The 25081-nt window shown below is 74.9% G+C and carries 22 protein-coding genes; 9 read left to right on the forward strand and 13 right to left on the reverse strand.

Features of this window, described 5'->3' with window-relative positions; all coding sequences use genetic code 11:
• The first annotated feature begins 45 nt into the window (after window positions 1–45).
• A complete protein-coding gene (locus ACI78T_RS03635) occupies window positions 46–843 on the forward strand; it encodes a MerR family transcriptional regulator (protein ID WP_456556708.1) in 798 nt (265 codons plus the stop codon).
• Between the two features lie 28 nt (window positions 844–871).
• On the opposite strand, the gene ACI78T_RS03640 is transcribed toward ACI78T_RS03635, so the two are convergent.
• Window positions 872–1468, reverse strand: a complete 597-nt coding sequence (locus ACI78T_RS03640; protein WP_456556709.1) for a DUF1269 domain-containing protein — start codon at window positions 1466–1468, stop codon at window positions 872–874.
• An 82-nt stretch (window positions 1469–1550) separates the two neighbouring features.
• Complete coding sequence (locus tag ACI78T_RS03645) at window positions 1551–2618, reverse strand: phospholipase effector Tle1 domain-containing protein (RefSeq protein WP_456556710.1); 1068 nt, start codon at window positions 2616–2618, stop codon at window positions 1551–1553.
• 171 nt (window positions 2619–2789) lie between these two features.
• Between ACI78T_RS03645 and ACI78T_RS03650 the strand changes: the two genes are divergently transcribed.
• Window positions 2790–4595 carry an alkyl/aryl-sulfatase gene (locus ACI78T_RS03650; RefSeq protein ID WP_456556711.1) on the forward strand — a complete coding sequence of 602 codons (1806 nt, stop codon included), beginning with the start codon at window positions 2790–2792 and terminating at the stop codon, window positions 4593–4595.
• Window positions 4596–4619: 24 nt separating this feature from the next.
• Here the strand turns inward: ACI78T_RS03650 and ACI78T_RS03655 are convergent, their stop codons facing one another.
• The 4 genes from ACI78T_RS03655 to ACI78T_RS03670 form a co-directional block, all read right to left on the reverse strand.
• Window positions 4620–5525, reverse strand: coding sequence for an NAD-dependent epimerase/dehydratase family protein (locus tag ACI78T_RS03655; RefSeq protein WP_456556712.1), 906 nt, complete (start codon window positions 5523–5525; stop codon window positions 4620–4622).
• Between the two features lie 54 nt (window positions 5526–5579).
• Window positions 5580–6242 (reverse strand): PAQR family membrane homeostasis protein TrhA, encoded by a 663-nt coding sequence (gene trhA / locus ACI78T_RS03660; protein ID WP_456556713.1) that lies wholly within the window; start codon window positions 6240–6242, stop codon window positions 5580–5582.
• A 217-nt stretch (window positions 6243–6459) separates the two neighbouring features.
• Window positions 6460–7965 (reverse strand): arabinosylfuranosidase ArfA, encoded by a 1506-nt coding sequence (gene arfA / locus ACI78T_RS03665; protein ID WP_456556714.1) that lies wholly within the window; start codon window positions 7963–7965, stop codon window positions 6460–6462.
• A 103-nt stretch (window positions 7966–8068) separates the two neighbouring features.
• Window positions 8069–10519 (reverse strand): HAD-IC family P-type ATPase, encoded by a 2451-nt coding sequence (locus ACI78T_RS03670; protein WP_456556715.1) that lies wholly within the window; start codon window positions 10517–10519, stop codon window positions 8069–8071.
• A gap of 222 nt (window positions 10520–10741) precedes the next feature.
• On the opposite strand from ACI78T_RS03670, the gene ACI78T_RS03675 reads away from it, so the two are divergent.
• On the forward strand, window positions 10742–13171 hold the full coding sequence (locus tag ACI78T_RS03675) for a phosphatase PAP2 family protein (RefSeq protein WP_456556716.1): 2430 nt from the start codon (window positions 10742–10744) through the stop codon (window positions 13169–13171).
• Entirely contained in the window at window positions 13168–13815 is a 648-nt protein-coding gene (locus ACI78T_RS03680; protein ID WP_456556717.1) for a phosphatase PAP2 family protein, read from the forward strand. Before ACI78T_RS03675 ends, ACI78T_RS03680 begins: the two co-directional genes overlap by 4 nt.
• A 3-nt stretch (window positions 13816–13818) precedes the next feature.
• Here ACI78T_RS03680 and ACI78T_RS03685 read toward each other — a convergent pair whose 3' ends face one another.
• Together ACI78T_RS03685 and ACI78T_RS03690 are read right to left on the reverse strand one after the other, a co-directional pair.
• A complete protein-coding gene (locus ACI78T_RS03685; protein ID WP_456556718.1) occupies window positions 13819–14787 on the reverse strand; it encodes an MsnO8 family LLM class oxidoreductase in 969 nt (322 codons plus the stop codon).
• Window positions 14788–14827: 40 nt separating this feature from the next.
• Complete coding sequence (locus ACI78T_RS03690) at window positions 14828–15643, reverse strand: TSUP family transporter (protein WP_456556719.1); 816 nt, start codon at window positions 15641–15643, stop codon at window positions 14828–14830.
• 163 nt (window positions 15644–15806) lie between these two features.
• Here ACI78T_RS03690 and ACI78T_RS03695 point away from each other — a divergent pair, with 163 nt between their 5' ends.
• Both ACI78T_RS03695 and ACI78T_RS03700 read left to right on the forward strand, forming a co-directional pair.
• Window positions 15807–16205 (forward strand): hypothetical protein, encoded by a 399-nt coding sequence (locus ACI78T_RS03695; RefSeq protein ID WP_456556720.1) that lies wholly within the window; start codon window positions 15807–15809, stop codon window positions 16203–16205.
• Window positions 16202–17554 carry an ANTAR domain-containing protein gene (locus ACI78T_RS03700; RefSeq protein ID WP_456556721.1) on the forward strand — a complete coding sequence of 451 codons (1353 nt, stop codon included), beginning with the start codon at window positions 16202–16204 and terminating at the stop codon, window positions 17552–17554. Before ACI78T_RS03695 ends, ACI78T_RS03700 begins: the two co-directional genes overlap by 4 nt.
• Before the next feature lie 20 nt (window positions 17555–17574).
• Here ACI78T_RS03700 and ACI78T_RS03705 read toward each other — a convergent pair whose 3' ends face one another.
• The 3 genes from ACI78T_RS03705 to ACI78T_RS03715 all read right to left on the reverse strand — a co-directional run bounded on the left by ACI78T_RS03705 (window position 17575) and on the right by ACI78T_RS03715 (window position 20940).
• Entirely contained in the window at window positions 17575–19530 is a 1956-nt protein-coding gene (locus ACI78T_RS03705; protein WP_456556722.1) for a CheR family methyltransferase, read from the reverse strand.
• A gap of 3 nt (window positions 19531–19533) precedes the next feature.
• Window positions 19534–20559 (reverse strand): chemotaxis protein CheB, encoded by a 1026-nt coding sequence (locus ACI78T_RS03710; RefSeq protein ID WP_456556723.1) that lies wholly within the window; start codon window positions 20557–20559, stop codon window positions 19534–19536.
• A 99-nt stretch (window positions 20560–20658) separates the two neighbouring features.
• Window positions 20659–20940, reverse strand: coding sequence for a hypothetical protein (locus ACI78T_RS03715; RefSeq protein WP_456556724.1), 282 nt, complete (start codon window positions 20938–20940; stop codon window positions 20659–20661).
• 162 nt (window positions 20941–21102) lie between these two features.
• Here ACI78T_RS03715 and ACI78T_RS03720 point away from each other — a divergent pair, with 162 nt between their 5' ends.
• From ACI78T_RS03720 to ACI78T_RS03730, 3 genes are all read left to right on the forward strand, one after another.
• Window positions 21103–21753: a chemotaxis protein CheB gene (locus ACI78T_RS03720; protein WP_456556725.1), complete on the forward strand. Its 651-nt coding sequence runs from the start codon at window positions 21103–21105 to the stop codon at window positions 21751–21753.
• Entirely contained in the window at window positions 21750–22484 is a 735-nt protein-coding gene (locus tag ACI78T_RS03725; RefSeq protein WP_456556726.1) for a Crp/Fnr family transcriptional regulator, read from the forward strand. The genes ACI78T_RS03720 and ACI78T_RS03725 overlap by 4 nt, the downstream gene beginning before the upstream one ends.
• Before the next feature lie 87 nt (window positions 22485–22571).
• On the forward strand, window positions 22572–23978 hold the full coding sequence (locus ACI78T_RS03730; RefSeq protein ID WP_456556727.1) for an MDR family MFS transporter: 1407 nt from the start codon (window positions 22572–22574) through the stop codon (window positions 23976–23978).
• A 23-nt stretch (window positions 23979–24001) separates the two neighbouring features.
• On the opposite strand, the gene ACI78T_RS03735 is transcribed toward ACI78T_RS03730, so the two are convergent.
• A complete protein-coding gene (locus tag ACI78T_RS03735) occupies window positions 24002–24334 on the reverse strand; it encodes a hypothetical protein (protein ID WP_456556728.1) in 333 nt (110 codons plus the stop codon).
• 67 nt (window positions 24335–24401) lie between these two features.
• A complete protein-coding gene (locus tag ACI78T_RS03740; protein ID WP_456556729.1) occupies window positions 24402–25052 on the reverse strand; it encodes a maleylpyruvate isomerase family mycothiol-dependent enzyme in 651 nt (216 codons plus the stop codon).
• Window positions 25053–25081: the final 29 nt, after the last annotated feature.

Raw genomic sequence — 25081 nt, forward strand, 5'->3', positions numbered from 1 at the left:
TCAAGCACTGGACCCTCCCCCAGGGGGAGGGTGCACCGTGGAGCCGTGCTGGCGATCGGGGAGTTCTCGCGGCTGACCCATCTCAGCGTGCGCACCCTGCGCCGCTACCACGACGCGGGCCTGCTCGAGCCGGCGTCCGTGGACGAGGCGACCGGCTACCGGTACTACAGCGCGGAGCAGATCCCGACCGCACAGGTCATCCACCGGCTGCGCGAGCTGGACGTCCCCCTCCCCGACGTGCAGCGCATCCTGCGCTCCCCCGACCCGCACGCCCGGGCCGGGCTGGTCGCCGACCACCTGGCGCGGCTGGAGGCCGAGCTGGACCGGACCCGTGCCGCCGTCGCGTCGCTGCGCCGGCTGCTGCGCCCGGAGCCGCCACCGCTGGACGTCGAGCTGCGCGCGCTACCGGCGCAGACGGTCGCCGCTGTCGAGGCCGACGTGGCGCACGACGAGGTCCTCGGCTGGTACGCCGGCGCCATGGCGGAGCTGGACGCGGTCGTCGGCGAGCCTGCCGGTCCGCCGGGTGGGCTCTACGACGACGCTCTGTTCTCGGACGGCCGAGGCCACGTGCTGGTCTACCGGCCGACGGCTGATCCCCGGCGGAGCGGTCGCGTGCGGCCGGTGACGCTGCCGGCCGTCGAGCTGGCGGTCACGACCCACGTCGGCGCCCACGACGACATCGACGTCACGTACGGCGAGCTGGGCGCCTGGGTGGTCGCCAACGCGCTGGCGGTGGACGGGCCCGTGCGGGAGATCTACCTCGTCGGCCCGCGCGACACACCGGAGCCGTCGGCGTGGCGCACCGAGATCGGCTGGCCGGTCTTCCGTGTGGCGCCCCACTGATCGGGCGCCGGTCCCGCCGCGGGCACGGTCAGCCGGGCGTGGTCTCCGCCTTCTCCGGTGACGGCGCGGGCTCCCGCTGCCCGGGGATGGGCGCTGCCTCCTGCGCCTTCCGCAGGTCGGCGGCCAGCTCGTCGGCGGCCATGTCGGTCGCCTTGGCGACCACCCGGTTGGCCGCCTTGATCGTGGCGGCGACCTGGTCGGCGAGGTTGAACGCGTAGACGACGACCAGGCCGGCCTGCCCGTCGTCGAGCGTCTCCCCCAGCTCCTTCAGGTCCCCGCGCGAGAGCCCCTTGCCGGCGTGCCCGGCGACGGCCCCGATGGCCGCGCCTGCGCCGCTCGCGGTGGCGATGCCGATGCCGACCGGCGGGAAGAGGGCGGCGGTGACCCCGACGGCCAGCCCCCAGCCGAGGCCGACCGCGGCCCCGTGCCGCGTGGGCTGCTCGTGCTTCTTGACGATGCGGACGCGGCCGTCCTCGCTCTTCGCGATGACGGCCGCGTCGAAGTCGTGCGAGCTGCGGATCGCCCGGTAGAGCTCCTTGACCGCCTCGTAGTCGGCGACGGCGGCGTCGACGTCGGCGTAGGCCGCCCCGACGACGTAGAGCGTGTCCTTCTCGTTCCTGGCCATGGCCTGCCCCTCTCCCTCGGTGCGGCCACGGTCACCGGTCCGGGGGTCGGAGGCGTCGTCCGCCGGGGATGAACGGCACGGGTCAGAGCTGCTCGCGGATCCACGGCTCGAGGTAGGGGTTGCGCGGGCGGTAGGGCGGCTGCTTGTCCCGCCAGCGGCGGGCCACCGTGCCGTCGAGCGCCTCGCCGATCGTCGTCCGCACCGGCCGCAGGTGGGGTCGCACTCCCGGGACCAGCCGCGCGAGGCGGCCCAGCGGACCTCCGTAGAAGTCGGAGATCCGGCCCGCCCACTCCTCCCCCGTCAGCGGTGGCGACGGCGGGTCCACCCGGAGACCGGCGCCGACCGCGCGCTCGACGATCCACTCCCGCGCGAGGAGGGAGAGGGGGTTGCGCGCGGCCGGGTTCCTCGTCCCGCCCCCGCCGACGTTGCCGTGCGCTCCGACGAACCAGCGTTGCTCCACCCGCGTCGGGTGCACCGGGTCGGGGATCGGGACGCTGGTCCACAGCGTCGGCGTGAACGTCCGGCGGTGCTCGTCGATCGCCACGGCGTGGCAGGCGACGTCGACCAGGCCGCTGAGCCGGGTGTCGTGGAACTGGTAACGGCGGCGGTTGACCACCCGGCCGATGCCCCCCGGGATGCCCAGTGCGCCGACGGTGTCGAAGACTCCGATGAACCGGATGCGCACCAGTCGCGAGCGGGCCAGCACCAGCCGGTCCTCGGCGCTGCGGGGAGGCTTCTCCCCCGCCCGCATCTCGCGCAGGCCCGGGGTCTTGGTGTCGCGGTACCGGGCGAAGACCTTCTCCGCCGGGAGGTCCGACGCGGCCAGGAGCCCGCACTTGGCGATCATGCCGGCCAGGCTGCGCGCGGCGAACGCCCCGCGGCTGTAGCCGATGAGGTGGATCCGGTCCTCGTCGGAGCGGTGGTGCCCGGCGACGAAGGCGTAGCCCTCCTGGATGTCGTCGTCCAGGCCGGCCCCCATGATCCCGCCCCGCAGCCGGTCGAAGGGCCCGGTGCCGACGCCCTCCAGGTAGCGGACGTGCTGCTCGTCGCCACCGACCCGGCGGGGCACCCGCGCATCGATCTGCGCGATGTTCGTGCGGGTGTTGGCGTCGCTCCACGTGCCGTCGAGCAGCACCACGACGTTGGCCATGTCCTGCCGCCTTCCGCTCGACGACCGACCAGCCGCAGCTTCCTCGGGATCCGGCGGGCGGACAAGCCGCGGCCCCGGCCGACCGCGCTCGTTCATCCGTCGCGGGTGAGACGTGGAGGTGGCGGCCGGGACAGGGTCGGCGCAACCCACCGCCGACGACAGGAGCGTGCGATGCCCCCGGACTTCGCCGACCGCACCGACTTCGAGAACGCCGAGCGAGGGCTGGTCGACAGGCTCGACCCCCTCGTCGTCACGGCGGCCGACGGGCGGACCGTGTGGGACCTGGAGCGGTACGCGTTCCTCGACGGCGACTGCCCGGACACCGTGCACCCGAGCCTGTGGCGCCAGGCGCAGCTGTGCCGGATCAACGGCCTGTTCGAGGTGACCGACGGCATCTACCAGATCCGCGGGTTCGACCTGTCGAACATGACGATCGTCGAGGGCGACGCCGGGGTCGTCGTCATCGACCCCCTCATCTCCGCCGAGACCGCCGCGGCAGGGCTGGCCCTCTACCGGCGCCACCGCGGCGATCGGCCGGTCACCGGGGTGATCTACTCGCACTCGCACGGCGACCACTTCGGCGGTGTCCGCGGGGTGCTGCCCGACGGCGCCGGCGACGTCCCCATCCTCGCCCCGGCCGGCTTCATGGAGCACGCGGTGTCGGAGAACGTCTACGCCGGCGGTGCCATGATCCGGCGGGGCGGCTACATGTACGGGATGCTGCTCGACGCCGGACCGACCGGACAGACGAGCACCGGGCTGGGCATCGCGGGATCCACGGGCACCGCCGGGCTGCTGGCACCCACCGTGGACGTCACCCGCACCGGCCAGGTGGAGACCGTCGACGGCGTGCGCATCGTCTTCCAGCTGACGCCGGGCACCGAGGCCCCGGCGGAGATGAACTTCCACTTCCCCGACCGGCGCGCCCTGTGCATGGCAGAGAACGCAACGCACAACCTGCACAACCTGCTCACCCTGCGCGGCGCCCTGGTCAGGGACCCGCGCGTGTGGGCGCGCTACCTGGACGAGGCGATCGAGCTGTTCGGCGCAGACACCGATGTGGCCTTCGCCTCGCACCACTGGCCGACCTGGGGGACCGAGGACGCGGTGCGCTTCCTCGCCGAGCAGCGGGACCTGTACGCCTTCCTGCACGACCAGACCGTGCGCATGCTGAACGAGGGCCTGACCGGGATGGAGATCGCGGAGGACTTCCAGCTCCCGCCCGCGCTGGACTCGGCCTGGCACGCCCGCGGCTACTACGGCTCCGTGTCGCACAACGTCAAGGCGATCTACCAGCGGTACCTCGGCTGGTTCGACGGCCACCCGTCCTCGCTGTGGGCCCACCCGCCGCAGGCCGCCGCCACCCGCTACGTCGACGTCATCGGTGGCCGCGACGCCGTCCTGGAGAAGGCGAGGGGCTACGCGGACACCGGCGACCTGCGGTTCGCCGCCGAGCTGCTCAAGCACGCCGTCTTCGCCGACCCCGACGACGGCGACGCCCGCAACGCGCTCGCCGAGGTCTACGAGCGACTCGGGTTCGGCTGCGAGAACGCCACCTGGCGCGCCTTCTACCTGACCGGCGCCCAGGAGCTGCGCCACGGCGTGGAGCCCTCCCCGCTCACCATCGCCGAGGGCATGGCCGGCGCGCTCTCCGTCGAGCAGCTCTTCGACACCCTCGCCATCCGCATCGACGGGCTGCGCGCGGCGTCCGAGTCGCTGGTCATCGACTGGCGGTTCACCGACCTCGACACGACGATCCGCACGCGGTTGTCCAACGGGGCATTGATCCAGACGGTGAACCCCCGCACGGCGGCGGACCCCGACCTGGAGGTCAGCCTCACCAAGGCGCAGCTGCTCGGCATCATCGCCGGTCAGGGGCTCGAGGGCACCAAGCACGTCGGGGACCCGCAGGCGCTGCAGCGCCTACGCGACTGCCTCACCACCCCCGACCCTGCCTTCGCCGTCGTCACGCCCTGACGACAGACGGGGGCCGGCAGCTGGTCAGGCTCGCGCCGCCAGGCCCTCCCGGAGCTCCCCCAGGGCCCGGGCCAGGCTCACGCGCGGCGACCAGCCCCACGCCGTGGCGCGGTGGGTGACCAACCGCCCGGTCCAGACCGGCTCGTCCGTCCACTCGGGTTCGACGCCGACCGCGCCGGCGACCGTGCCGAGGTAGTCGCGCCACGTGGCGTGCTCGCCGGCGACCAGCACCGGGGTCGTCCGCCCGGCCACGGGTCCCTGATCCGGGTCGTCGGCGGTGGCGACGGTCCCGGTGGCCAGGTCGGCGATCAGCGCCGCCAGGTCGTCGACGTGCACCCACGACCAGCTCTTCGCCGGGTTCGCCGCCCGGTCGCCGTCCCGGATCTCCCGCGGCCGCAGCGTGTTCCAGACCGACGTCTCCCCCGCGCCGATGATCGCCGGCGGCCGGACCAGCACGATCGTGAGCCCGCCGACCTCCGCCAGCGCGGCGTCGGCGGCGTTCTTGGTGTCGGGGTAGTCGCCGCTGCCCTCGGGCAGGAGCGGACCGTCCTCGGCCAGGTCCCCCACGCCGGGCGAGCGGTCGTACACCCCGGCGGTGGACACGTGGACGAGCAGGCCGACGCCGGCGTCGCGGGCGGCCCGGGCGAAGGCCGCCGTGCCCTCGACGCCGACCCGGTGCTGCACGTCCCGGGGAGAGCCCATCGGGTGGACCGTCGTGACGGCGGCGTCGGCGCCATCCACCACCGTCCGCGCGAAGGACTCGTCGGCGAAGTCGCCGACGTGCTCGCTGACCCCGTCCACGGCGGGCGCGGTGCCGGCGCGGCGGACGACGGCGCGCACCTGCGCCGACCGCTCGGCGAGCGCGCGGCACACGGCAGCGCCCACCAGCCCGTTGGCACCGGTCACGACGACGACAGGAGAGGTGGCCACGCCATCACCCTGCCAGTGCCCTCGGACCCGCGCCCGGACGAGCCGGGCGGCAGCTCAGCCGAGCAGCAGGGCGACGGCGCAGAAGTGGCAGGTGGCGCCGGCGCAGACGAAGGCGTGGAACACCTCGTGGTAGCCGAACACCGCCGGGAACGGATCGGGACGGCGACGGTGGTAGGCGACCGCACCGGCGACGTAGAGCAGCCCGCCGACCACGACCAGGACCGCGGTTCCTGGCCCGGCATGGGCCCAGAGCGGCGGGATCGCGATCGCGTTGATCGACCCCAGCCCGATGAACGTCCCCCCGACCAGCCACTCGGGCGCGTCCATGCGGGCCAGTCGGGCACCGATCCCCACGGCGGTGAGGAACCACAGCAGCGCGAGGCACACCAGGCCGAAGGTGCCGGGGACGCCGAGGACCAGGACCGGCGTCGCCGTCCCGGCGATGAGCAGGAAGATCGACACGTGGTCGGCCCGCTGGAGCACGGCGGTGGCCGTCGGGCCCCAGTTGCCGCGGTGGTAGAGGGCGCTGACGCCGAACAACCCGCTGAGGCAGGTCGCGTAGACCGCGACCGCGACCGCCTGCCGCAGCCCCTGCGTGGCGACCGCGAGCAGGGTCCCCGCGACGAGCGACGCCTCGAACCAGACCAGGTGCAGCCAGCCGCGCAGCAGGGGCTTGGAGTAGGTCACGCCCCGGCGGGCGTCGTAGAGCACCGACATCGAGGGTCCAGCCGTCCTTCGCAGAGCCCGGTCGGCCGGAGCTGGGCCCACTCGTCCGTCGCGCCACCGTCCCGGGCCCGGAGCGGGCCGGCTCCGGTGGAGATCGTGGAGGAACCTCCGGCGGAGGAGCGGGCGACCTGGTCCCACTGTCCCCCCGCCGGCCCCGGTCGGCCACCCGCCCGGGGCCGCCCGGAGTGAACGGGGTCCCGGCAGCGGGTCAGCCCGCCGGCTCCAGCCGGACGGCGTTCCAGGACACCGGGGGCAGCACCAGGCGCAGCCGGGAACCGTCGCAGCCGGCGTCCGGGTGCGGGCGCGGCCGCACCCGGTCGGGCGCCTCAGCCGTGTTCGCGGCCAGGCGGTCGTCGTCGGCCAGCACGCTCGCCTCCGCGACCCGGAGCCCGGGGAACGCCCGAAGGTCCACGGCGACCTCCACCGGCTCGTCCTGGCCGCGGTTGACCGCGAGCAGCGCGAGGGCCCCGGTCTCCTCGTCGTGCGTGGCGACCGCGTCGACGAGCGGCACCTCGCCGTGCTTCGCCGTCCCGTGCGTCGGGCTGTCGACCACCAGCTGCAGCACCTGCCCGCGGGCGAGCCGGGACGCCTGCGCGAAGGGGTGGAAGATCGTCTGCCGCCACGCCGCGCCACCGGGCTCCGCGCGGATCGAGGAGATGGTGTTGACCAGCTGCGCCTGGCAGGCGGCGGTCACCCGGTCGCTGTGCCGCAGCAGGGTGATGAGCATCGAGCCGACGACGACCGCGTCGGTCACCGTGTACGCGTCCTCGCTGATCCGCGGCGCGAAGGTCCACTCCTCCGGCACCTGCTCGGAGAGCCGGCTGACGTACCAGACGTTCCACTCGTCGAACGAGACGTCGATGCGCTTGGCCTTCCCGAGCTTCGCTCGCACGTGGTCGGCGGTGGCGACGACGTCGCGGATCTGCGCGTCCATGTCCACCGCCGAGGCGAGGAAGCTCGCGGTGTCGCCGGTGTCCTCGTAGTAGGCGTGCGCCGAGATGCAGTCGACCGAGTCGTAGGCCTGTTCCAGGACCTGCGCCTCCCACGTACCGAAGGTCGGCATGTGCCGGTAGGAGCTGCCGCAGGCGACCAGCTGGAGGTCCCCGTCGAACTGACGCATGGCGCTGGCCGTCTCCGCGGCGATCCGCCCGTACTCGGCCGCCGGCTTGTGGCCCAGCTGCCAGGGCCCGTCCATCTCGTTGCCGAGGCACCACGTGCGGATGCCGTACGGCTGCTCGGCGCCGTGCCGGCGCCGCAGGTCCGACAGCGCCGTGCCCCCGGGGTGGTTGCAGTACTCGAGCAGGTCGATGGCCTCCTGCAGGCCCCGGGTGCCGAGGTTGACCGCCATCATCGGCTCGACGCCCGCCTTGCGGGACCAGCGCACGAACTCGTCGAGCCCGAAGGTGTTGGGCTCCAGGCTCCGCCAGGCAGGGTCCAGCCGCCGCGGCCGCTGGGAGACCGGACCGACGCCGTCCTCCCAGCGGTAGCCGGAGACGAAGTTGCCGCCCGGGTAGCGCACGATGCTCACCCCGAGCTCCCGGACCAGGTCCAGCACGTCGCGCCGGAAGCCGTCCTCGTCCGCGGTGGGGTGCTCGGGCTCGAAGATCCCGCCGTAGACGCACCGCCCCATGTGCTCGACGAACGAACCGAAGGTCCGCCGGTTCACCGGGGCGACGACGAACGCCGGGTCGATCGAGATGCCGGCTCGCAGCACGGGGCCTCCGGGGGTGGGGACGGGGCGGCGACGGTCGCCGTCCAGGGGTTCCGGTGATCTTCCCGTGCGGCGCCTTCGGACGCCCGGCCGAGCCCTCCAGCAGTCAGCGGTGGCCGACGCGGCGGCGCTCGGCCACGGCGGCCGTGAGCCGCTCGGCGAGCTCCACCAGGGCGGCGCCCACCAGGCCGATGGGCACGGCGATCTGCAGGACGCCGAGGGTGACCTCCAGCAGCACGATCCCGTGACCGATCGCCGGCACCAGCAGCACCAGGACGACGATCCCGACCATGCTGCCGACGAGGGCGAGCTTCCACGGTGACAGCGGCCGGGCGAGGATCACCAGCGTCCACAGCGCCACGATCAGCACCACGACGGTCGCCGTCGTCCGCGCCCCTGCGACGCCGGCCCCCGGGTCGAGGACGCGGGCGGCCGCGTAGCTGCCGTAGGCCGCGACGCCTGTGATCACGCCGGCGGGCAGGGAGAACCGCAGGACCCGCCCCAGGAACCCCGGGACGTAGCGACGGCGGTTGGGTCCCAGGGCGAGGACGAAACCGGGCACCCCGATGGTCACGAACGAGATCAGCGTGAGCTGGATCGGTTCGAGCGGGTAGGCGCTGAGCGTGACCACGGTGATGAGCGCCAGCACGACCGAGTAGACGTTCTTGACGAGGAAGAGGTTGGCCGCGCGCTCGATGTTCGCGATGACCCGGCGGCCCTCGGCCACGGCGGCCGGCAGGTGCGCGAACCGGCCGTCGAGCAGGACGAGCTGGGCGACGGCCCGCGTGGCCGGTGAGCCGTTGCCCATCGCCACCCCGATGTCGGCGTCCTTGAGCGCCAGCGCGTCGTTCACGCCGTCGCCGGTCATAGCCACCACGTGCCCGCGCCGCTGGAGCGCGGTCACCATGGCCCGCTTCTGGTGCGGCGTCACCCGGCCGAAGACGCTGTGCGCCTCCACCGCGTCCGCGAGCGCGTCCGGGTCGTCCGGCAGGGTCCGCGCGTCGACAGCGTCCGCGGCTCCGGAGACGCCCGGGACCCCCACCCCCGCCGCGATGACGCCGACCGTCCGCGGGTTGTCCCCGGAGATCACCTTCAGCGCCACCTGCTGCTCGGTGAAGTAGCCGAGGACCTCGGCGGCGTCCTCCCGGATGCGCTCGGCCATCAGGACCAGCGCGACGGGGACGAGATCGCCCGGCAGTCCGACGTCGCCGTCGAGCGCCGGTGGGGCCTGCGCCGAGCAGGCGAGGAGGAGGACCCGGCGACCCTCCGCGGCCAGCGCGTCGGACCGGGCCCGCGCCGCCGCTGCCGCCTCCGTCCCCGGGCGCGGCAGCACCATCTCCGGGGCGCCCAGGACCCAGGTGGTCCCCTCCGCGGTCCGGACGGCGGACCACTTGCGGGCCGACGAGAAGGGCACCGTGGCGACCGGCGCGCTCGCGGGTGACGGGAAGGCCGCCGCGAGGGCGGACGCGGTGGCGTTCGCCTCGTCGCCCCCGGCGAGCAGCCCCAGGGCCGCCGCGACCTCGTCCTCCGCGGTCCGGTCCCCCAGCGCGACGAGCCGGTCGAACCGGACGTCGCCGTAGGTCAGGGTGCCGGTCTTGTCCAGGCAGACGACGTCGACGCGGGCCAGCCCCTCGACGGCCGGCAGCTCCTGGACCAGCACCTGGCGGCGGGCCAGCGTCAGCGTCGCCACCATGAACGCCAGGGTGGTGAGCAGCACGAGCCCCTCCGGGATCATGCCGACCAGCGCGGCCACGGTCCCGGTCACCGCGTCCCGCCAGCCCTCGTTCTCGTCGGTGCGGAACTGGCTCCACAGCACCGCGGGGCCGACCAGCAGGAGGACGACAGCGATCCAGCGCAGCAGGCGGTTCGTGCCCGCGACCAGCTCGGAGAAGGTGACGGTGAACCGCCGCGCCTCGGTCGCCAGCCGCGTCGCGTAGGAGTCCTCGCCGACCGCGACCGCCTGGACCGTGGCCAGCCCGGCGACCACGATCGAGCCCGACCACACCTCGTCGCCGGGCTCCTTGGCGACGGCGTCGGCCTCGCCGGTGAGCAGCGACTCGTCGACCGCCAGGCCGGCGGAGGTGAGCACGACCCCGTCGGCCGGCACCTGGTCGCCGGCCCGGAGCTCCAGCAGGTCGTCGAGCACCACGTCCGCGACGGGTACCTCGAGCCCGGCACCCTCCCGGACGACGCGGGCGCGGGGCGCGTTGAGGACGGCGAGCCGGTCGAGGGTCCGCTTGGCGCGCACCTCCTGCACGATCCCCATCGCCGCGTTGACCACCACGACCCCGCCGAAGAGGGCGTTCTGCCAGCGACCGGCCGTCACGGCGACCACCCACAACGCGACGAGCAGGCCGTTGAAGAACGTGAGGACGTTGGCCCGCACGATCTCCAGCACCGTCCGGCTGGTGCGGACCGACGTGGCGTTGGTCTGCCCCGCGGCGACCCGCTCGGCCACGGCGGCGCCGGCGAGGCCACCGGCCGGCGTGCGCGGGCGCCGGGGCAGGACGGTCGCCGGGGCGGGGCCCCGACCGGGGGCTCCCTCCGTCGTCGTCACCGCGCACCGCCGGCGGCCAGGGGGCCTCGTCGGTGCGTGCCGGACGCCACCTCGACCACTCCCCCGGATCCGGGAACCTGGGACGCCGTCGCGCGGTCGGCGCACGTCCTTGTACCAGCGACCCGACCACGCGCGTAAGGCCTCCGGGACCGGTCCGACGGCGGGCGCCGGTGGGGTCGGAAGACCCTGCCCGCACGCGCAGCCACCCGGTGCACTGGCGGGATGACCACGCGGGAGGCGACGTCGCGGGCGACCTCGCGCCCGGAACCCCCGCGCCGCCACCGCGGCACCACTGTCCAGCGGCACCCCCTCGACCTGGTCCGCGTGCTGCTCGGGCTGGCGGTGTTCAGCGTCGGCTTCCTGATCGCGCAGCGCGGGCAGCTGCCGGTCCTCGAGCGGGACCTCTTCCGGCTCGTCAACGACCTGCCCGGGCTCGTCTTCCCGGTCGTGTGGGCGTTCATGCAGCTCGGCAACGTCGTCGCCGTCCCGGTCGTCGCCGGGGTCGCCGCGCTGACGAGGCGCTTCCGCATGGCGCGCGACATCCTCGTCTCCGGCGTGCTCGCCTACCTCGCGGCCGATCTGGTGAAGGCCGTCGTCGGCCGGGAGCGTCCGGCGGGCCTGCTCGACGCGAACCTGCTGGACGGGAACGTCAGCGGCATCGGCTTCATCTCCGGGCACTCCGCCGTGGCCGCGGCGATGGCGACCGCGGCCGTGCCCTACCTCTCCCGCCGCGGCCGCCGCCTGGCGTGGGGGCTGGCGTGGACGGTGGCCGTCGCCCGCGTCTACGTCGGCGCCCACCTCCCCCTCGACATCGTGGGCGGCGCCGCCGTCGGCTGGGCCATCGGTTCGCTGGTCCACTGGGTTTTCGGCGTCCCGCGCTGGGAGCCCGAGCCCGGACGCGTCATGGGGATGCTGCAGCGGTTCGGCCTGCCGGTCCGCGACCTGCGGCCGGCGGACGTGGTGGCGCGCAGCTCGCACCCCTTCGTCGCCATCGACGACGACGGGCGCCGGCTGTACGTGAAGGTGCTCGACCCGGACCGGTTCGAGCGGGACTGGCTGTACCGCCTCTACCGGCTCGTCGCCGTCCGCGACATCAAGGACGCCGACGCCGTGGCGCCCCTGGGCCAGCAGGCCGAGCACGAGGCCGTCGCCGCCATGACCGCGCGGGAACGCGGTGTCCGCGTGCCGGCGGTCGTGCTGGCCCGGGGCACCGACCGGGGCGCCGTCGTGGTGCAGGAGCACCTGACCGGGCGGCCGCTGGGCGACCTGCTGCCCGACGAGGTCACCCCAGCCCTGCTCGCCCGGGTGTGGCAGCAGGTCGCCCGCCTCCGCAGCGCGCGGATCGCCCATCACGACCTGGTGTCGGCCAGCGTGCTGGTCGACGGGTCCGGCGACCCCTGGATCGTCGACTTCGGCAACGCGCAGACGGGGGCCGACGAGCAGTCGCTGGACGGGGACGTCGCCGAGCTCATGGCCTCCCTCGCCCTCCGCGTCGAGCCGGAGCTGCTCGTCTCCTCCGCGATCGCCGGGCTCGGGACGGACGCGGTCACGGCCGCCCTCCCCGGCCTGGCCCCGCTGACCCTGTCCTCGGCCACGCGGACCGGCATGCGCGAACGGCCGGGACGCCTCCGCGCCCTCCGCCGCGAGGTCCGACGCCGGCTGCAGCTCCCGGATCCCAGCCGGCCCGAGTTCGGCCCGCCCGGGCCCGTGGCGCGGTTGGCCGTGGGCGCCGGGGTCGTCCTCGTCCTCGTGGGGATGCCCCTGCTGGCCGGCGCGACGGCCGTCGCCGAGTCGGTGGAGGTGGGTGGCTGGCGCTGGCTGGGTGGGGCGCTCGCCCTCGCGGTGCTGGCCCGCGCGGCGACGGCGGCGTCCGCGCTGCTCACGGTGCGACGCAGGCTGGCCCTGGGTCGCACGTACGGCGCGACCATGGCCGCCGACGGCGCCACCCTGCTGCACGGGCAGATCGGGTGGCGGCGCTCCGCCGCCCGCTTCCTCGAGCGGGCGGGCGTCGTGCCCGAGGAGGCCCGCAGGGCCACCGACCGGTTCGCCGCCGGGGCGATCGCCGCCGCCACGGTCGTCGCGCTGGTCACGCTCGTCCTCGCCCTCGTGGAGGGCAGGCTCACCGGCTGGCGGTCGCCGGAGGCCCTGGTGCCCTCCGTGCTGCTCGGCGTCGTGGCGTGGGGCCTCGTGCTGGCCGGCCAGTGGCTGGCCGCCCGGCACGGCTCCACGACGGCGCCCGACGGCGGCACGGAGCCGCCACGGCACGTCACCCGGACCCTCCGCGAGGCCCTGTCGCCGTGGGCCGGAGCGGCGCCCGGCTGGGCGCGGTGGCGGCAGCTGGGCTGGGCGACGCTCGGCGTCGCGCTCGAGGCCGCGGTCCTGGCGGCCGCCGTGCACGCCGTCGGCGCCGACGTGCCGCTGCTGGCGACGACGACCGTCTACGGGGCCCTGCACCTGCTGTGGTCGGTCTTCCCGGCGACCGGGCTGCCGGGAGCGGCGGACGTCGCCCTCCTGCTGGCCCTGCTCGCCCTCGGGGCTCCCCTGGCCAGCGCCTGCGCCGGCGTCCTCGCCTACCGGTTGCTGACCTTCTGGATCCCCGCGGGTCTCGGCTCGCTCCTGTCCGTCCGCTTCGAGCACCGCCACCTGACGTGAGCCCGGCCTACCGGCGCCGCTGGGCCGACGTGGCGACGGCGGTCGGGGCGGCCGGCCTCACCGCCCTCTGCGCGCGGGCCGTCGCCGGTGGGACGGTCGGCGACGTCGAGCGACGCGTCTTCGAGCTGCTGAACGGCTGGCCGGACGCACTGCGGTGGCCGCTGTGGGGCTTCCAGACCCTCGGCGTGCTGGCGATGCCGCTGGTGGTCGCCGTCGTCGCCCTCGTCTTCCGCCGGTGGCGCCTGGCGCTGGCCCTGGCGCTGCTGGTCCCGCTGAAGCTGGTCGTCGAGCGGGAGGTGCTCAAGCAGCTCGTCCACCGGGAACGCCCCGGCACCACGATCCCGGGTGCCGTGCTGCGCGACGTCCCCTCGGCCGGCCCGTCCTTCCCGTCGGGCCACGCGGTCGTCGCGTTCGGCATCGTCGTCCTGCTGGCTCCCTACCTGCGCCGCCGATGGCTGCTGGTCGTCGTCGCGCTGGCCGTCCTCAACTCCGTGGCCAGGGTGTACCTCGGAGCGCACGCCCCGCTGGACGTCGTGGGCGGAGCGGCGGCCGGAGCCGCCGTGGCGGCGGTCCTCAACCTGCTCGTCGGGGTGCCCGCGCAGCGTCCCGGTGACCACCGGGCGAGACCCACCGGGCCCGTCTGACCGTCAGGTCAGGAGTGCCGCGAGCGAAGCGTCGGACGCGGCCAGGGCGGCGCGGTCGTAGGTCGCCCCGCTGGCCAGCAGCTCGTCGGCGCCCGTGCGCTCGGCCAGCTCCTCGAGCCGCCGGCGCACCGTCGCGGGGCTGCCCGCGGTGACCCGGTCGAGCCCCCGCTGCACCCGGTCGGCGTCCTGGGCGTCCCAGCGCCGGGCACGGATGCCCGCCACGGGCTCCAGGGAGTCGAAGACGCCGGTGCGCCGCGAGCGGACCATCGCCCACACCTCGGGCAGAGCCAGCTCGCGCGCCTCCTCGTCGGTGTCGGCGACGAGCACGTCGAGCGAGACGGTGACGTACGGCCGGCTGCCCGCGTGCGGGCGGAAGCCGCGGCGGTAGCCGGCCAGCAGCTCGCCGAGGTCGGGCTGCGCGAGCACCGGCCCGCCCAGCACCACGGGCAGGCCCAGCCGGGCGGCGACGTCGATGCCCCGGCCGGTGGCGAGCACGAACAGCGGGACGGGCGCTGCGGACGCCGGGCGGGCGGTGACCGGTGCGCTGCGCTCGAGGTAGCCGCGGAGCTCCTCGATGTCCTCGGCGAAGGAGTCGGGCTCGTCCCCGGAACGGCGCAGGGCCCGGCGCACGGGCGCGGTGAACCCGAGCGATCGGCCCAGCCCGAGGTCGACCCGGCCGGGGTACAGCCCCTCGAGCATGAGGAACTGCTCCGCGACGACGAGCGGCTGGTGGTTGGGCAGCATCACGCCGCCCGAGCCGAGCCGGATCCGCGTCGTCCGGGCGCCGACGGCCGCCAGCAGCACCGCCGGGGCACCGGAGGCGATGCCCGGCACGGCGTGGTGCTCGGCCACCCATAAGCGGGCGTAGCCGAGCTGCTCCGCCCCGACCGCCCGTTCCACCGAGTGCCGGAGGGCGTCCCCGTCGGGGTGCCCGGCGCGGGTCCGGGAGCGGTCGAGCAGCGAGAGCCTCACAGGGGGGCCAACCGGCGCCGGCCCGCCGGGCTTCCGCCCGTCAGCCGAGCTGCGGCTGGACGTTCTCCGTCCACACGTCCCAGCCCAGCCGGGCCACCAGTGCGGTGACGACGACGAGGAAGGCGACGCGGATGAAGCGGCTGCCCCGCGCGGTCGCCGTCCGGGCGCCGAGGTAGCCGCCCACCATGTTGGCCGCCCCGAGCAGCAGGCCCAGCCCCCAGAACACCGAGCCGTGCGGCACGAAGAACAGCAACGCGCCGAGGTTGGTCGCGCAGTTGACGATCTTCGCCTTGGCGCTGGCCTGGAGGAAGGCGTAGCCGAGCAGGGACACCATGGCGAAGACGAGGAAGGAGCCGGTACCCGGCCCCAGGATGCCGTCGTAGAAGCCGATCGCGGCGCCCACCGCGGCGGCGACCCCGTGGTGCCGGCGGCCGCTGTGCCGCAGCCTGGTCACCTCACCCAGCGAGGGGCGCAGCAGCGTGAACGCCCCGATGCCGACCAGCGCGACCACGATCACCGGCTTGAAGACGCTCGCCGGCAGCAGCGCGGCGACCGACGCCCCGCAGAAGCTGCCCACGAGCGCGACCGCCGCCATCGGCAGGGCCGTCCGCAGGTCCGGGTGGACGCGGCGGTAGTAGGTGAGCGCGCTGGTGCTGGTGCCGACGACGGAGCCGAGCTTGTTGGTGGCGAGGGCCTGCACCGGGCTGATCCCCGGCACGAGCAGCAGCGCCGGCAGCTGGACCAGCCCACCGCCGCCCACGACCGCGTCGATGAACCCGGCCGCGAGCCCGGCGAGCAGGACGAGGACCAGCGTCGTCGTGGAGAGGCCGGCGGGCAGGACGTCGAGACCCAGCACGTTCCTGACCGACCTCCCGACGCCGCACGCCACCGAGACCCGGTGCCCGCACACGCAACCACGGCGCTCCGGACGGACGTCGCCCGGGGGCGCACCGCGGCCGTAGCGCGCGACCTGCCGATGTGCTGAGCTTGCGTCGGGGTCACAGCGGGAGGCGGGTGTCATGGATCCGGACGACGCGGGCACCGAGGCCGCCGAGCGTGCGGCCGCGGCCGGCAGGCGGACGCGGGAGATCTCCGAGAGGCTGACACGGCTGGCCGCGGACGGCCGGTCCGAGGCCGACGACGTCCGGATCTCCCAGCAGCACGCCGAGGACGCCCGGCGACGGGCCGAGGAGTCGCTGCGCCGGGCGGTGTCCGGGCACGAACGTGCCGCACGGAGCCACGACCGCGCCGCCGAGGTGCACGAGGAGGCGGCCCGCAGGGGCATCGGGGACGCCGCCGACCACCGGCGCCGCGCGGAGCTGCACCGGCACGACGCCCGGGCCGACCGCGACGAGGCCGCGCGGGACCGCGAGCGGTTCGGGATGACCGACGAGGTGGTCGAGGAGGGCGCACCGTGACCGCCGAATCGCCCCGGGCCGACGACGCACTGGAGCCGCGGGACGACCCGGTCCGTGGCCTGCTCAGGGCGCTCCCGACGGGTGCGACGGCGGAGCAGGTGCTCGCCGAGCTGGCGACGGTCCAGGTCGCGCAGGAGGAGCTGCGCGTGGCCGAGGAGGAGATGCTCGTCCAGCAGGAGCAGATCACGCACCTGCTCCTCCGGCACGACGCCGAACGCCGCTGGCGGAGCCAGATGTCGGCCCTCCTCCCGGTCGGGCTCTGCCTCACCGACGGCAACGGAGCGCTGATCGACGCCAATCCCGCGCTCGCGACACACCTCGGCGCCGCTCTGCAGCGGCTGCGGGGCAAGCCGCTGAGCGTCTACCTCGCCCCGGAGGACGTGCGCACCTTCCGCTCGGCGCTGCGGACGCTCGCCACGGGGTCCAACACCGAGGAACGGCTCCAGGTGACCGTGCAGCCGCGTCACGTGCCACCGCGCCGTGCGCACCTGTTCGGCTTCACGGAGACGCCGGACCACCGTGCCTCGGCGGCACGGGTCCAGTGGGTGCTCGTGCCGGAGGACGCGTTCCCGGCCGGCCCTGGGCCCGGTTCCGCGGCCGATCCGCAGCCGGGCGAGGAACCGATGCCGGCGTCCCAGGTGCTGGGTCTGGCCTCGTCGCTGGCCGAGCTGTCCGCCCTGCCGATCGGCGAGGAGCACCGGCGCCAGCTGCTCGGTCGCATGGCGACGCTGATCCGGGGCGCCGTCCCCGCGGCGGACTGGGTGAGCGTCACGCTGGGGCACCCCGGCGCGCCCCAGCGCCTGGGCAGCGACTCCGTCGAGGCGCAGACCTTCGACGGTCGCCAGGTGCAGGCCGCCGAAGGGCCGTGCTGGGAGGCCTACACGTCCGGTGCCGTGGTCGTGACCGCCGACGTGACGGCCGACGCCCGGTGGCCGGCGCTGGCCCGGCTCGCCACGGGCGACGCGGTGCGCAGCGTCGTCGCCGTCCCCCTGCACGAGGAGGGCAGGACCACCGGCGCCATCAACTGCTACTCCGGGCGCGTCGACGCCTTCGGCACCGCCGACCGGCAGATCGCCGAGCTCACCGCGGCCGCGGTCGCCGGGATCCTGCAGAACGTCGCGGAGCGCGAGGCGATGCAGCAGCTGGCGACCAACCTCGAACGGGCCCTGACGTCCCGGGCGACCATCGACCAGGCCAAGGGGATGATCATGGCCCGGCTCGGCGTGGACGCCGACGACGCGTTCGCCCGGCTCGTGAGCCTCAGCTCACGGCTGAACGTGAAGGTCCGCGACCTGGCCGCCCTGGTCGTCGAGGGGCACGTCGACGCCGTGCTGCACGCCGCCGACTGAACCGCGGGGCGGCAGGCGGCTCAGCCCTCGGTCGGGTCCATGAGCACGACGGCTCCCCCGCTGTCGCCCGGTGAGTGCTGGAACGCGCTCACGGTCACCCGGACCCGCACCTGCCGGCCGCGGCGGTTCACGGCGTCCAGTTCCAGGGTCTCGTGCGGCTCGCCCTCGCCGACGACCTGCCGGCGCAGGAGCGGCTGCAGCTCGACCACCGGCAGCCCGATGTCCAGCCCCAGCAGGTGCTGCCCGCGGGCCTCGTCCTGCCGGATGCCCCAGAGGTCCTCGGCGGCCTCGTTCCACGCCAGCACCCGCAGCTCCGGGTCGGCCACGACCACGCCCACCCGGAAGCTGCTGAGCACGCCGGCCATGAACCGGTTGAGCGAGCCGACCTCGTCGGTGGTGGTCCGCAGCTCCTCGTTCGTGGAGTGGAGCTCGTCGTTCATCGACTGGAGCTCCTCGTTCATCGTCTCCAGCTCCTCGTTGGTGGACTGGAGCTCCTCGTTCGTGGTCTCCAGCTCCTCCACCGTCGACTGGAGCTCCTCGTTCGTGGTCTCGAGCTCCTCGTTGGTCGACTGCAGCTCCTCGTACGCCGTCTCCAGCTGGCGGTTGGCGTACTCGAGCTCCTGGCGCAGCCGGCTGTACTGCGTCACGTCCTCGAAAGTGACGGTGCTGCCCAGGAAGGTGCCGTCCTCGCGGTACAGCGGGACCACCTGGACGTCGAACACGTCGGGCTCCTGACCGGGCCGCCGCCGCTCCACCGCGCGCACCCGGACCGCCGACCGGTTGTCCCGGGCCTCGGTCAGCGCGGTCCGGAGCTCGACCGGCCGGTAGGAGATCTCCAGGTCCTGGATCGGCCGACCCACGTCCCGGGTGTCCACCCCGAACGTGCGCTCCGCCTGGCGGTTGACCATCGCCAGACGACCCTCGGCGTCCAGCGCCAGCTGCGCCGTCGGGGCGGCGAGCATGGCCTCGCGGCGCAAGCGCGAGAGCTCGCCCTCGGACACCCCGAGCGCATCGCGGGCAACCGGTGCGGCAGGGCGACGCTCGACGGCGGGCTGGGCGTCCCGCTTCCGGAAGAACCGCCGGCTGAGGTCCACGGGGGCGAACAGCTGCCCGTGGGACAGCAGCATCTCCGCCTTGCCCAGGAAGAGCAGGCCCTCGGGGTTGAGGGCGAAGTGCAGGCGGCCCAGGATCCGGCTCTGGGTCTCGGCGTTGAAGTACATGAGGGTGTTGCGGCACAGCAGCAGGTCCACGTGGGAGATGGGCGCGTCCTGCACGAGGTCGTTGCGGCCGAAGATCACCGAGCGGCGCAGGTCCTTCCGGAAGGCGAACCGTGCGCCGTCGGGCTGGAAGTACTCCTCCACCTGCGCGGGGGTCAGGCCGGCCAGCTCCCGCTCGGTGAAGACCGCCGCACGGGCCTGCGCCAACGCCTCCTCGTCGACGTCGGTGGCGTAGATCTTCACCCGCTGGCGGAACTGCTCGGCGCCCAGCGCCTCGGCGAACAGGATCGCCAGGCTGTAGGCCTCCTGCCCCGAGGCCGACCCGGCGCTCCACACCCGGATGGTGGGGCCGGCCGAGGCCAGGACGTCCGGCAGCAGCCGCTCGCGCAGGTGCTCCCACGCCGGGCGGTCCCGGAAGAAGCTCGTCACGTTGATGAGCACCGTGTTGAACAGCGGCGTGAACTCCTCCGGGTGCACCTCGAGGAAGTCCTGGTACTCGACCGTGGAGGTGATGCCGACCTCGGCCATGCGGCGCCGCACCCGCCGCATCAGGCTGGGCCGCTTGTAGCCGGTGAAGTCGAACCCGCGGCGCTCGCGGAGGAACACGAGCAGGGACTCGAAGGCGGGGTCGATGCCGTCCCCACCCGCTCCGTCGCCGGTCGGTTCCCCGTCCGCCGCCTCGTCGTCGACCAGGCCCTCGAGGTCGTCCGTGGCGGCGGAGCCCAGCTCCTCCGCCGAGAGTTCGTCGCGCGCGCTCACCGGTCAGGCACCTCCCACGCCGTCGGGGAGCGCTTCCCCGTTCAGTTCGCCGTCCTGCAGGAGCTGGCGCAGCAGCCCGGCCGCCCGGAGGGCCTCGTCGTGCCGCTCCCGGAAGGCGCCGGCGCTGAGGCTGTGCCCGCGCTGCTCGGCCCGCTCCCCCATCCGCAGGCTCAGCGCCGCCCGCTCCTCCAGCCCGCGCAGCGCCATCCAGAGCGCGCTCTCCAGGGCCTGTGACTGCTCGGCCGCGAGCGCCTCCGCGGACCAGGCGTGCCCGACCCGGCAGCGGAAGCGCTCCAGGCCCCCCTCGGTGATCGAGAAGAGCGCGCCGTGGCAGCTGGGGCAGCCGAAGCCCGAGGGGGTGCCGGGCCGCTCGTCGGCGTCCATCGCGTCCGGGTCCAGGTAGGCCATCGCCGTCTCCGTGTCCATCAGACCGCTGGGCGGAGGCGCGTCGAGCCCCTCGACGTCCTCGCCCAGCAGCTCGCCCAGCAGGGCGCCCATCTTGTCGGCGGCGACGACGTGCTCGGCGCCGCCGATGTCCGCGGCGTGCTTGGGCATGCTCGGGTAGAGCGCGTCGTCGGGGTCCTGCGCCACGCCGATGCCACCGCGCGTGCGGACGGCGATCAGGCCGGCCGTCCCGTCGTCGAGGGCCCCGGACAGGACCACGGCGACCACGCGGCGACCGGCGGCGCGGGCCGCCGAGCGGAACAGGACGTCGACCGCGGGGCGGTGGCCGTTCTCCCGGGGGCCGCGCGTCAGCAGCACGTGCCCGTCCTCGACCATCAGGTGACGGTCGGGCACGGCCACGAGGACGGTGCCCGGCTCCAGCCGGTCGCCGTCGGCCGCGGGTCGCACCGGCAGCGCGCAGACCCGGTCGAGGATCGCCGGCAGAGCGCTGCGCGCACTGCTCGGCATGTGCAGCACCACGAGGACCGCGGCCGGGAAGTCGGGCGGGAGCCCGCCGAGCACCTGCCGGAGGGCCTCGACCCCACCGGCCGACGCACCCACCACCACGAGGTTCCGTCGCGCCATGGCCACTGCCCTCCTCCCGCCGGGTCTCTCCAGCCGGAGCACCGGCGAGGCCTGCAGGAACCGTAGCGCTCTGCGGCCCCGCCACCCCGGCGACGGGCACTACCTCCTGCCCGGCTCCTCCCGCACGGTCAGCTCCAGGTAGGCCACCCTGCCCAGCGGCCGGGGGCCGGGAAGGTCGTCGAGTTCCTCGTTGAGCGCGTGCGCCAGGATGTTGAACTCCCCTGGACGCAGGTCGAGGACGCCGTGCAGCTGCGCCGAGACGGAGACCTCGTCGGCGGTGCCCCCGAGGGCCAGATAGCGGAACCACACGTCACGGGCGGTCATGCCCACCAGGTCGTACGCGACCTGGAGGGTGAGGACCTCTCCCGACTTGCCCGCCATCGCCGTTCGTCTCCCCGACCCGTCCGACCGGAGCCGCCCTGCCCCTGCTCGTGCGTCCACCGTGGCGCATCCGAGCGTAGGACGCCGGAGGGGGCTGCACGAGTGCGCGGACGCGTGCCATCTGCTGTGTCAGGTACCTGACACAGGTGTAGCGTCCGGCGGGTGGAGCCGACGCATCCGGCGCCGCCCGCGGGGACCGGCGTCGTGGTCCTGGCCGCCTCGGCAGGCGGCATCAAGGCGCTGCAGACGGTCGTGCCGGCGCTGCCGTCCGACTTCCCCGTTCCCGTCCTCCTCGTGCTGCACCGCCGACCGGGCGCGCCGGAGCTCCTGGCCCCCCTGCTCAGGTCCCGCGCGGCGCTCCCGGTGCACGCCGCGACCGACGGCCCGCTCCGGGCGGGGGTCAGCGTGCTGCCCGCCGGGACCACCGCGCACCTGGACCGGTCCGGCACGCTGACGCTCCGTGCCGCACATCCGAACGGGGCGGCGGACGAGGTGCTGTCATCGGCGGCCGCCGCCTTCGGCCCGGACGTGGTCGGCGTCGTCCTCACCGGGCGGCGGGACGACGGCGCCGTCGGGGTGCGGGCGGTGCGCCGCGCCGGCGGCCGGGTGCTGGTCCAGGACCCGGACGAGGCCGAGCACCCCGCCATGCCCACCGCCGCGCTCGCCACCGGCTGCGCGGAGCACGTGCTGCCGCTGTCGCACATCGCGCCCGCACTGGTGGCCTACACGATGGCCCCCGGTGGGGCGGACCTGCTCGCCGTCCCGGTGCCGCCGTGGGCCCGGCTCGGGACCGCTCCCGGCGTCTCGGCATGACCACCGCGGGCGAGCGCCCGTCGCCGGCGGACGCGCGCCGCAACCTGCTCCTCGCGGGCCTGCCCGAGCAGGAGCTCCAGCGGCTGCTCGCCGACCTGGAGCCGGTGGACCTCCACCTGCACGACCAGGTTCTGGCCCGTGGAGAGCCGATCGAGCACCTGCACTTCCCCTTGGACTGCGTCCTGTCCCTGATGGCCGACCTCGAGGGCGAGGGCCGCGTCGAGGTCGCGACGATCGGCTTCGAGGGGATGGCGGGCCTGCCCGTCTTCCTCGGCGCCGCCGCCGGGCCCAACGACGCGGTCTGCCAGGTGCCGGGGCGCGCGCTGCGGCTCTCCGTCGCCGGCTTCCGCCGCTTCCTCGTGGGCGACGGAGCCCTCCACCGGATCCTGCACCGGTACACGCAGGCGACCATGGTCATGCTGTCCCGAAACGTGGCCTGCAACCGCATGCACACCACCGAGGAGCGGTGCGCCCGCTGGCTGCTGCAGACGCGCGACCGGGTGGGGTCCGACGAGTTCCCCCTTACCCAGGAGTTCCTGGCGCAGATGCTGGGGGTCCGCCGCGGCACGGTCTCGCTCACCGCCGGCCTCCTCCAGCAGGCCGGCGCGATCCGCTACGCCCGCGGCCGGATGACGGTTCTCGACGCCGACGCGCTGCACCGGACCGCATGCCCCTGCTACGACGTCGTCCATCGGGAGTTCGCGCGCCTCACCGCCGCCCCCGAGGTCTGACGTCCACCGCGATCTACCCTCGTGCCGGTGAGCGAGGGCCGGTCAGCAGCGTCGTCAGGTGTCGGTCTCCGGTCGGAGCGGGGTCCCGTGCTGATCGGGATCATGCTGTCCACGGCGCTGGTGGCCATCGACGCCACGGTCATCGCCGCGGCCGTGCCGTCGGTGGTGGACGACCTCGGCGGGTTCGCCGAGTTCCCGTGGCTGTTCTCGATCTACCTGCTCGCCCAGGCGGTGACCGTCCCGGTCTACGGCAAGCTGGCCGACGTCTTCGGCCGCAAGCCGGTCATGCTCGTCGGCATCGGCCTGTTCCTGGTCGGCTCGATCCTGTGCGGCCTGGCCTGGAGCATGGGCGCCCTCATCGCCTTCCGCGCGGTGCAGGGGCTGGGCGCGGGTGCCGTCCAGCCGATGTCGATGACGATCGTCGGCGACCTCTACTCGCTGCAGGAGCGCGCGAAGGTCCAGGGCTACATCGCCAGCGTCTGGGGGATCTCGTCGGTGGTGGGCCCGACGCTCGGCGGGGTCTTCTCCGAGTACGTCAGCTGGCGGTGGATCTTCTTCGTCAACATCCCGCTCTGCCTGGTCGCCGCCGCGACCATCGGGCTCCGGTTCCACGAGCGGCTGGAGCGCCGGCGGCCGCGGATCGACTACGCCGGCGCGGGAGTGCTCACCGTCGCCCTGACGCTGCTCATCCTGGGCCTGCTCGAGGGCGGCCAGGCGTGGGCGTGGACCTCACCGCAGAGCATCGCCGTCCTGGCCGCGGGGGCCGTCCTGCTCGTGGTGTTCGCCCTCGTGGAGCGCCGGGCGGCCGATCCCGTCGTCCCGCTCCACCTGCTGCGCAACCGGCTGCTGGTAACGACGAGCCTCGTGGCCGCGTGCGTGGGCGCCATCCTGCTCGGCCTGACGTCCTACGTGCCCACGTACGTGCAGGTCGTGCTCGGCACCGGGCCGCTGGTGGCCGGGTTCGCGCTCGCCGCCCTCACGCTCGGCTGGCCGATCTCGGCGTCCCGGTCCGGCCGGCTCTACCTCCGGATCGGCTTCCGGGCGACCGCGCTCATCGGCACCGCGGTCATCGTCCTCGGCTCCGGGTTGCTGCTCCTGCTCGACCGGTCCACGAGCGTCCTGCAGCTCGGCGCGACGTCGTTCGTGATCGGCATCGGCATGGGCTTCGCCGCCGCGCCGACGCTGATCGCGGCGCAGTCGGCGGTCCAGTGGCAGGAGCGGGGCGTGGTCACCGGCACGAACATGTTCTTCCGCTCCGCCGGCAGCGCCGTCGGGATCGCCGTCTTCGGCGCGATCGTCAACGCGAGCGTGGGCAGCGCCGACGTCGCCGGCGACGACGTGCCACCCGGGCTGCTGACGACGGCGGTCCACCACGTCTTCCTCGGCACGGTCGTGCTCGCCGTGGTCATGCTGGTGGCCGTGCTGCTGATGCCGCGCGACCGGGGCGCGGCCGCGGCACCGGTGCCGGGCAGCAGCGAGGCCGCCGCGGCCTGAGCGGCCCCCCGCGGCACGGCGGGTCAGAGCTGCAGGATCGCCGCGGAGGTCTGCAGCGCGGCGGACACCCCCGCGGGGTCGTGCAGATCGCCGGGATCGTCCACCACCGCCCGGACCCGGGCGCGCACCGCCGCGCCGGGGTCCTCGGCGATGAGGTCGAGGCAGAGCGCGTCGACGACTGCCTGCGTGTCGTGCTCGTCCAGGTCGTCCAGCGCCAGGCCGTCGTGGAGCAGCCGGGCGGCCTCCCGCATGACCTCGCGGGCGGTCTCCAGGTCCACCTCCGGACGGGCGCGGGCCGCGGCCTCCGCCGCGGCGAGGAACGGGGCGGTCGGCGGGCCTGCGCTGGGGGGCGGCACGTCGCGAACCTGGCAGCCCCCGGACCGTGCCGGCAAGCGGATATCGGCTCGTGGGCGATCCCGCCCGTCACCGCACCGAGTCCGTGCCCGCCCCGCTCAGCCGGGCGGCGCCAGGGCCGGTCAGCTCCGGCAGCGCGGCGCCCGTCCGGCCGGTGAGCAGGAGCAGCAGCGCCCGCACCGGCCCGCGGACCTCCGCGCCCTCCCCCGCCGCCCAGTCGACGTCCGTCGCGGACAGCCGCAGGCCCCGCAGCCGGCGCCGGGCCCAGAACGGCCAGCCCATCCGCCACACCCGCTCGGCGCCCTCCCGCGCGGCCGCGGGTGGCATGACCACGGTGCGGCCCAGCGGGACGGCGACGTCCTGCACGTGCACGAGGGTGTCGAAGAGCAGGTTGTCCAGCGTCGTGATCGCCGGCTTGCTCCGGCTGGCGGCCAGGCGCCGCAGCTCCGCGACGAGATCGGCGCCCGGGCGGTCGGCGTGCTGCACGGCCAGGTCGCGGTTGAGCGCGTCGAAATCCCCCCGGGCACGGATCCCCATGCCGACGATGCGCAGGACCCCGGGCGACTGCGGGGTCAGGGCGACGTGCGCGGCGACGTCTCGCACCCGCCACTCGCCGCAGAGCGACGGCCGGTCCCGGTCGGCCTCCGTCGCGCCGTCCAGCAGGTCGGCGAGCTCACGGCGTCCGGCGGCGATGACTGCCCACTTCTCGTCTCGCTCCACGGGTGCTCCCGAGGTGGTAAGAGAATCTG

It is taken from the genome of Blastococcus sp. SYSU D00922 (assembly GCF_054050495.1).

What these genes read in the sequence shown, in the direction of transcription:
- ACI78T_RS03695 (WP_456556720.1), top strand. Translation starts at nt 15,807, where the DNA reads ATGGATCCGGACGACGCGGGCACCGAGGCCGCCGAGCGTGCGGCCGCG.
- trhA (WP_456556713.1), bottom strand. Translation starts at nt 6,242, where the DNA reads ATGTCGGTGCTCTACGACGCCCGCCGGGGCGTGACCTACTCCAAGCCC.
- ACI78T_RS03715 (WP_456556724.1), bottom strand. Translation starts at nt 20,940, where the DNA reads ATGGCGGGCAAGTCGGGAGAGGTCCTCACCCTCCAGGTCGCGTACGAC.
- ACI78T_RS03640 (WP_456556709.1), bottom strand. Translation starts at nt 1,468, where the DNA reads ATGGCCAGGAACGAGAAGGACACGCTCTACGTCGTCGGGGCGGCCTAC.
- ACI78T_RS03675 (WP_456556716.1), top strand. Translation starts at nt 10,742, where the DNA reads ATGACCACGCGGGAGGCGACGTCGCGGGCGACCTCGCGCCCGGAACCC.
- ACI78T_RS03725 (WP_456556726.1), top strand. Translation starts at nt 21,750, where the DNA reads ATGACCACCGCGGGCGAGCGCCCGTCGCCGGCGGACGCGCGCCGCAAC.
- ACI78T_RS03650 (WP_456556711.1), top strand. Translation starts at nt 2,790, where the DNA reads ATGCCCCCGGACTTCGCCGACCGCACCGACTTCGAGAACGCCGAGCGA.
- ACI78T_RS03710 (WP_456556723.1), bottom strand. Translation starts at nt 20,559, where the DNA reads ATGGCGCGACGGAACCTCGTGGTGGTGGGTGCGTCGGCCGGTGGGGTC.
- ACI78T_RS03645 (WP_456556710.1), bottom strand. Translation starts at nt 2,618, where the DNA reads ATGGCCAACGTCGTGGTGCTGCTCGACGGCACGTGGAGCGACGCCAAC.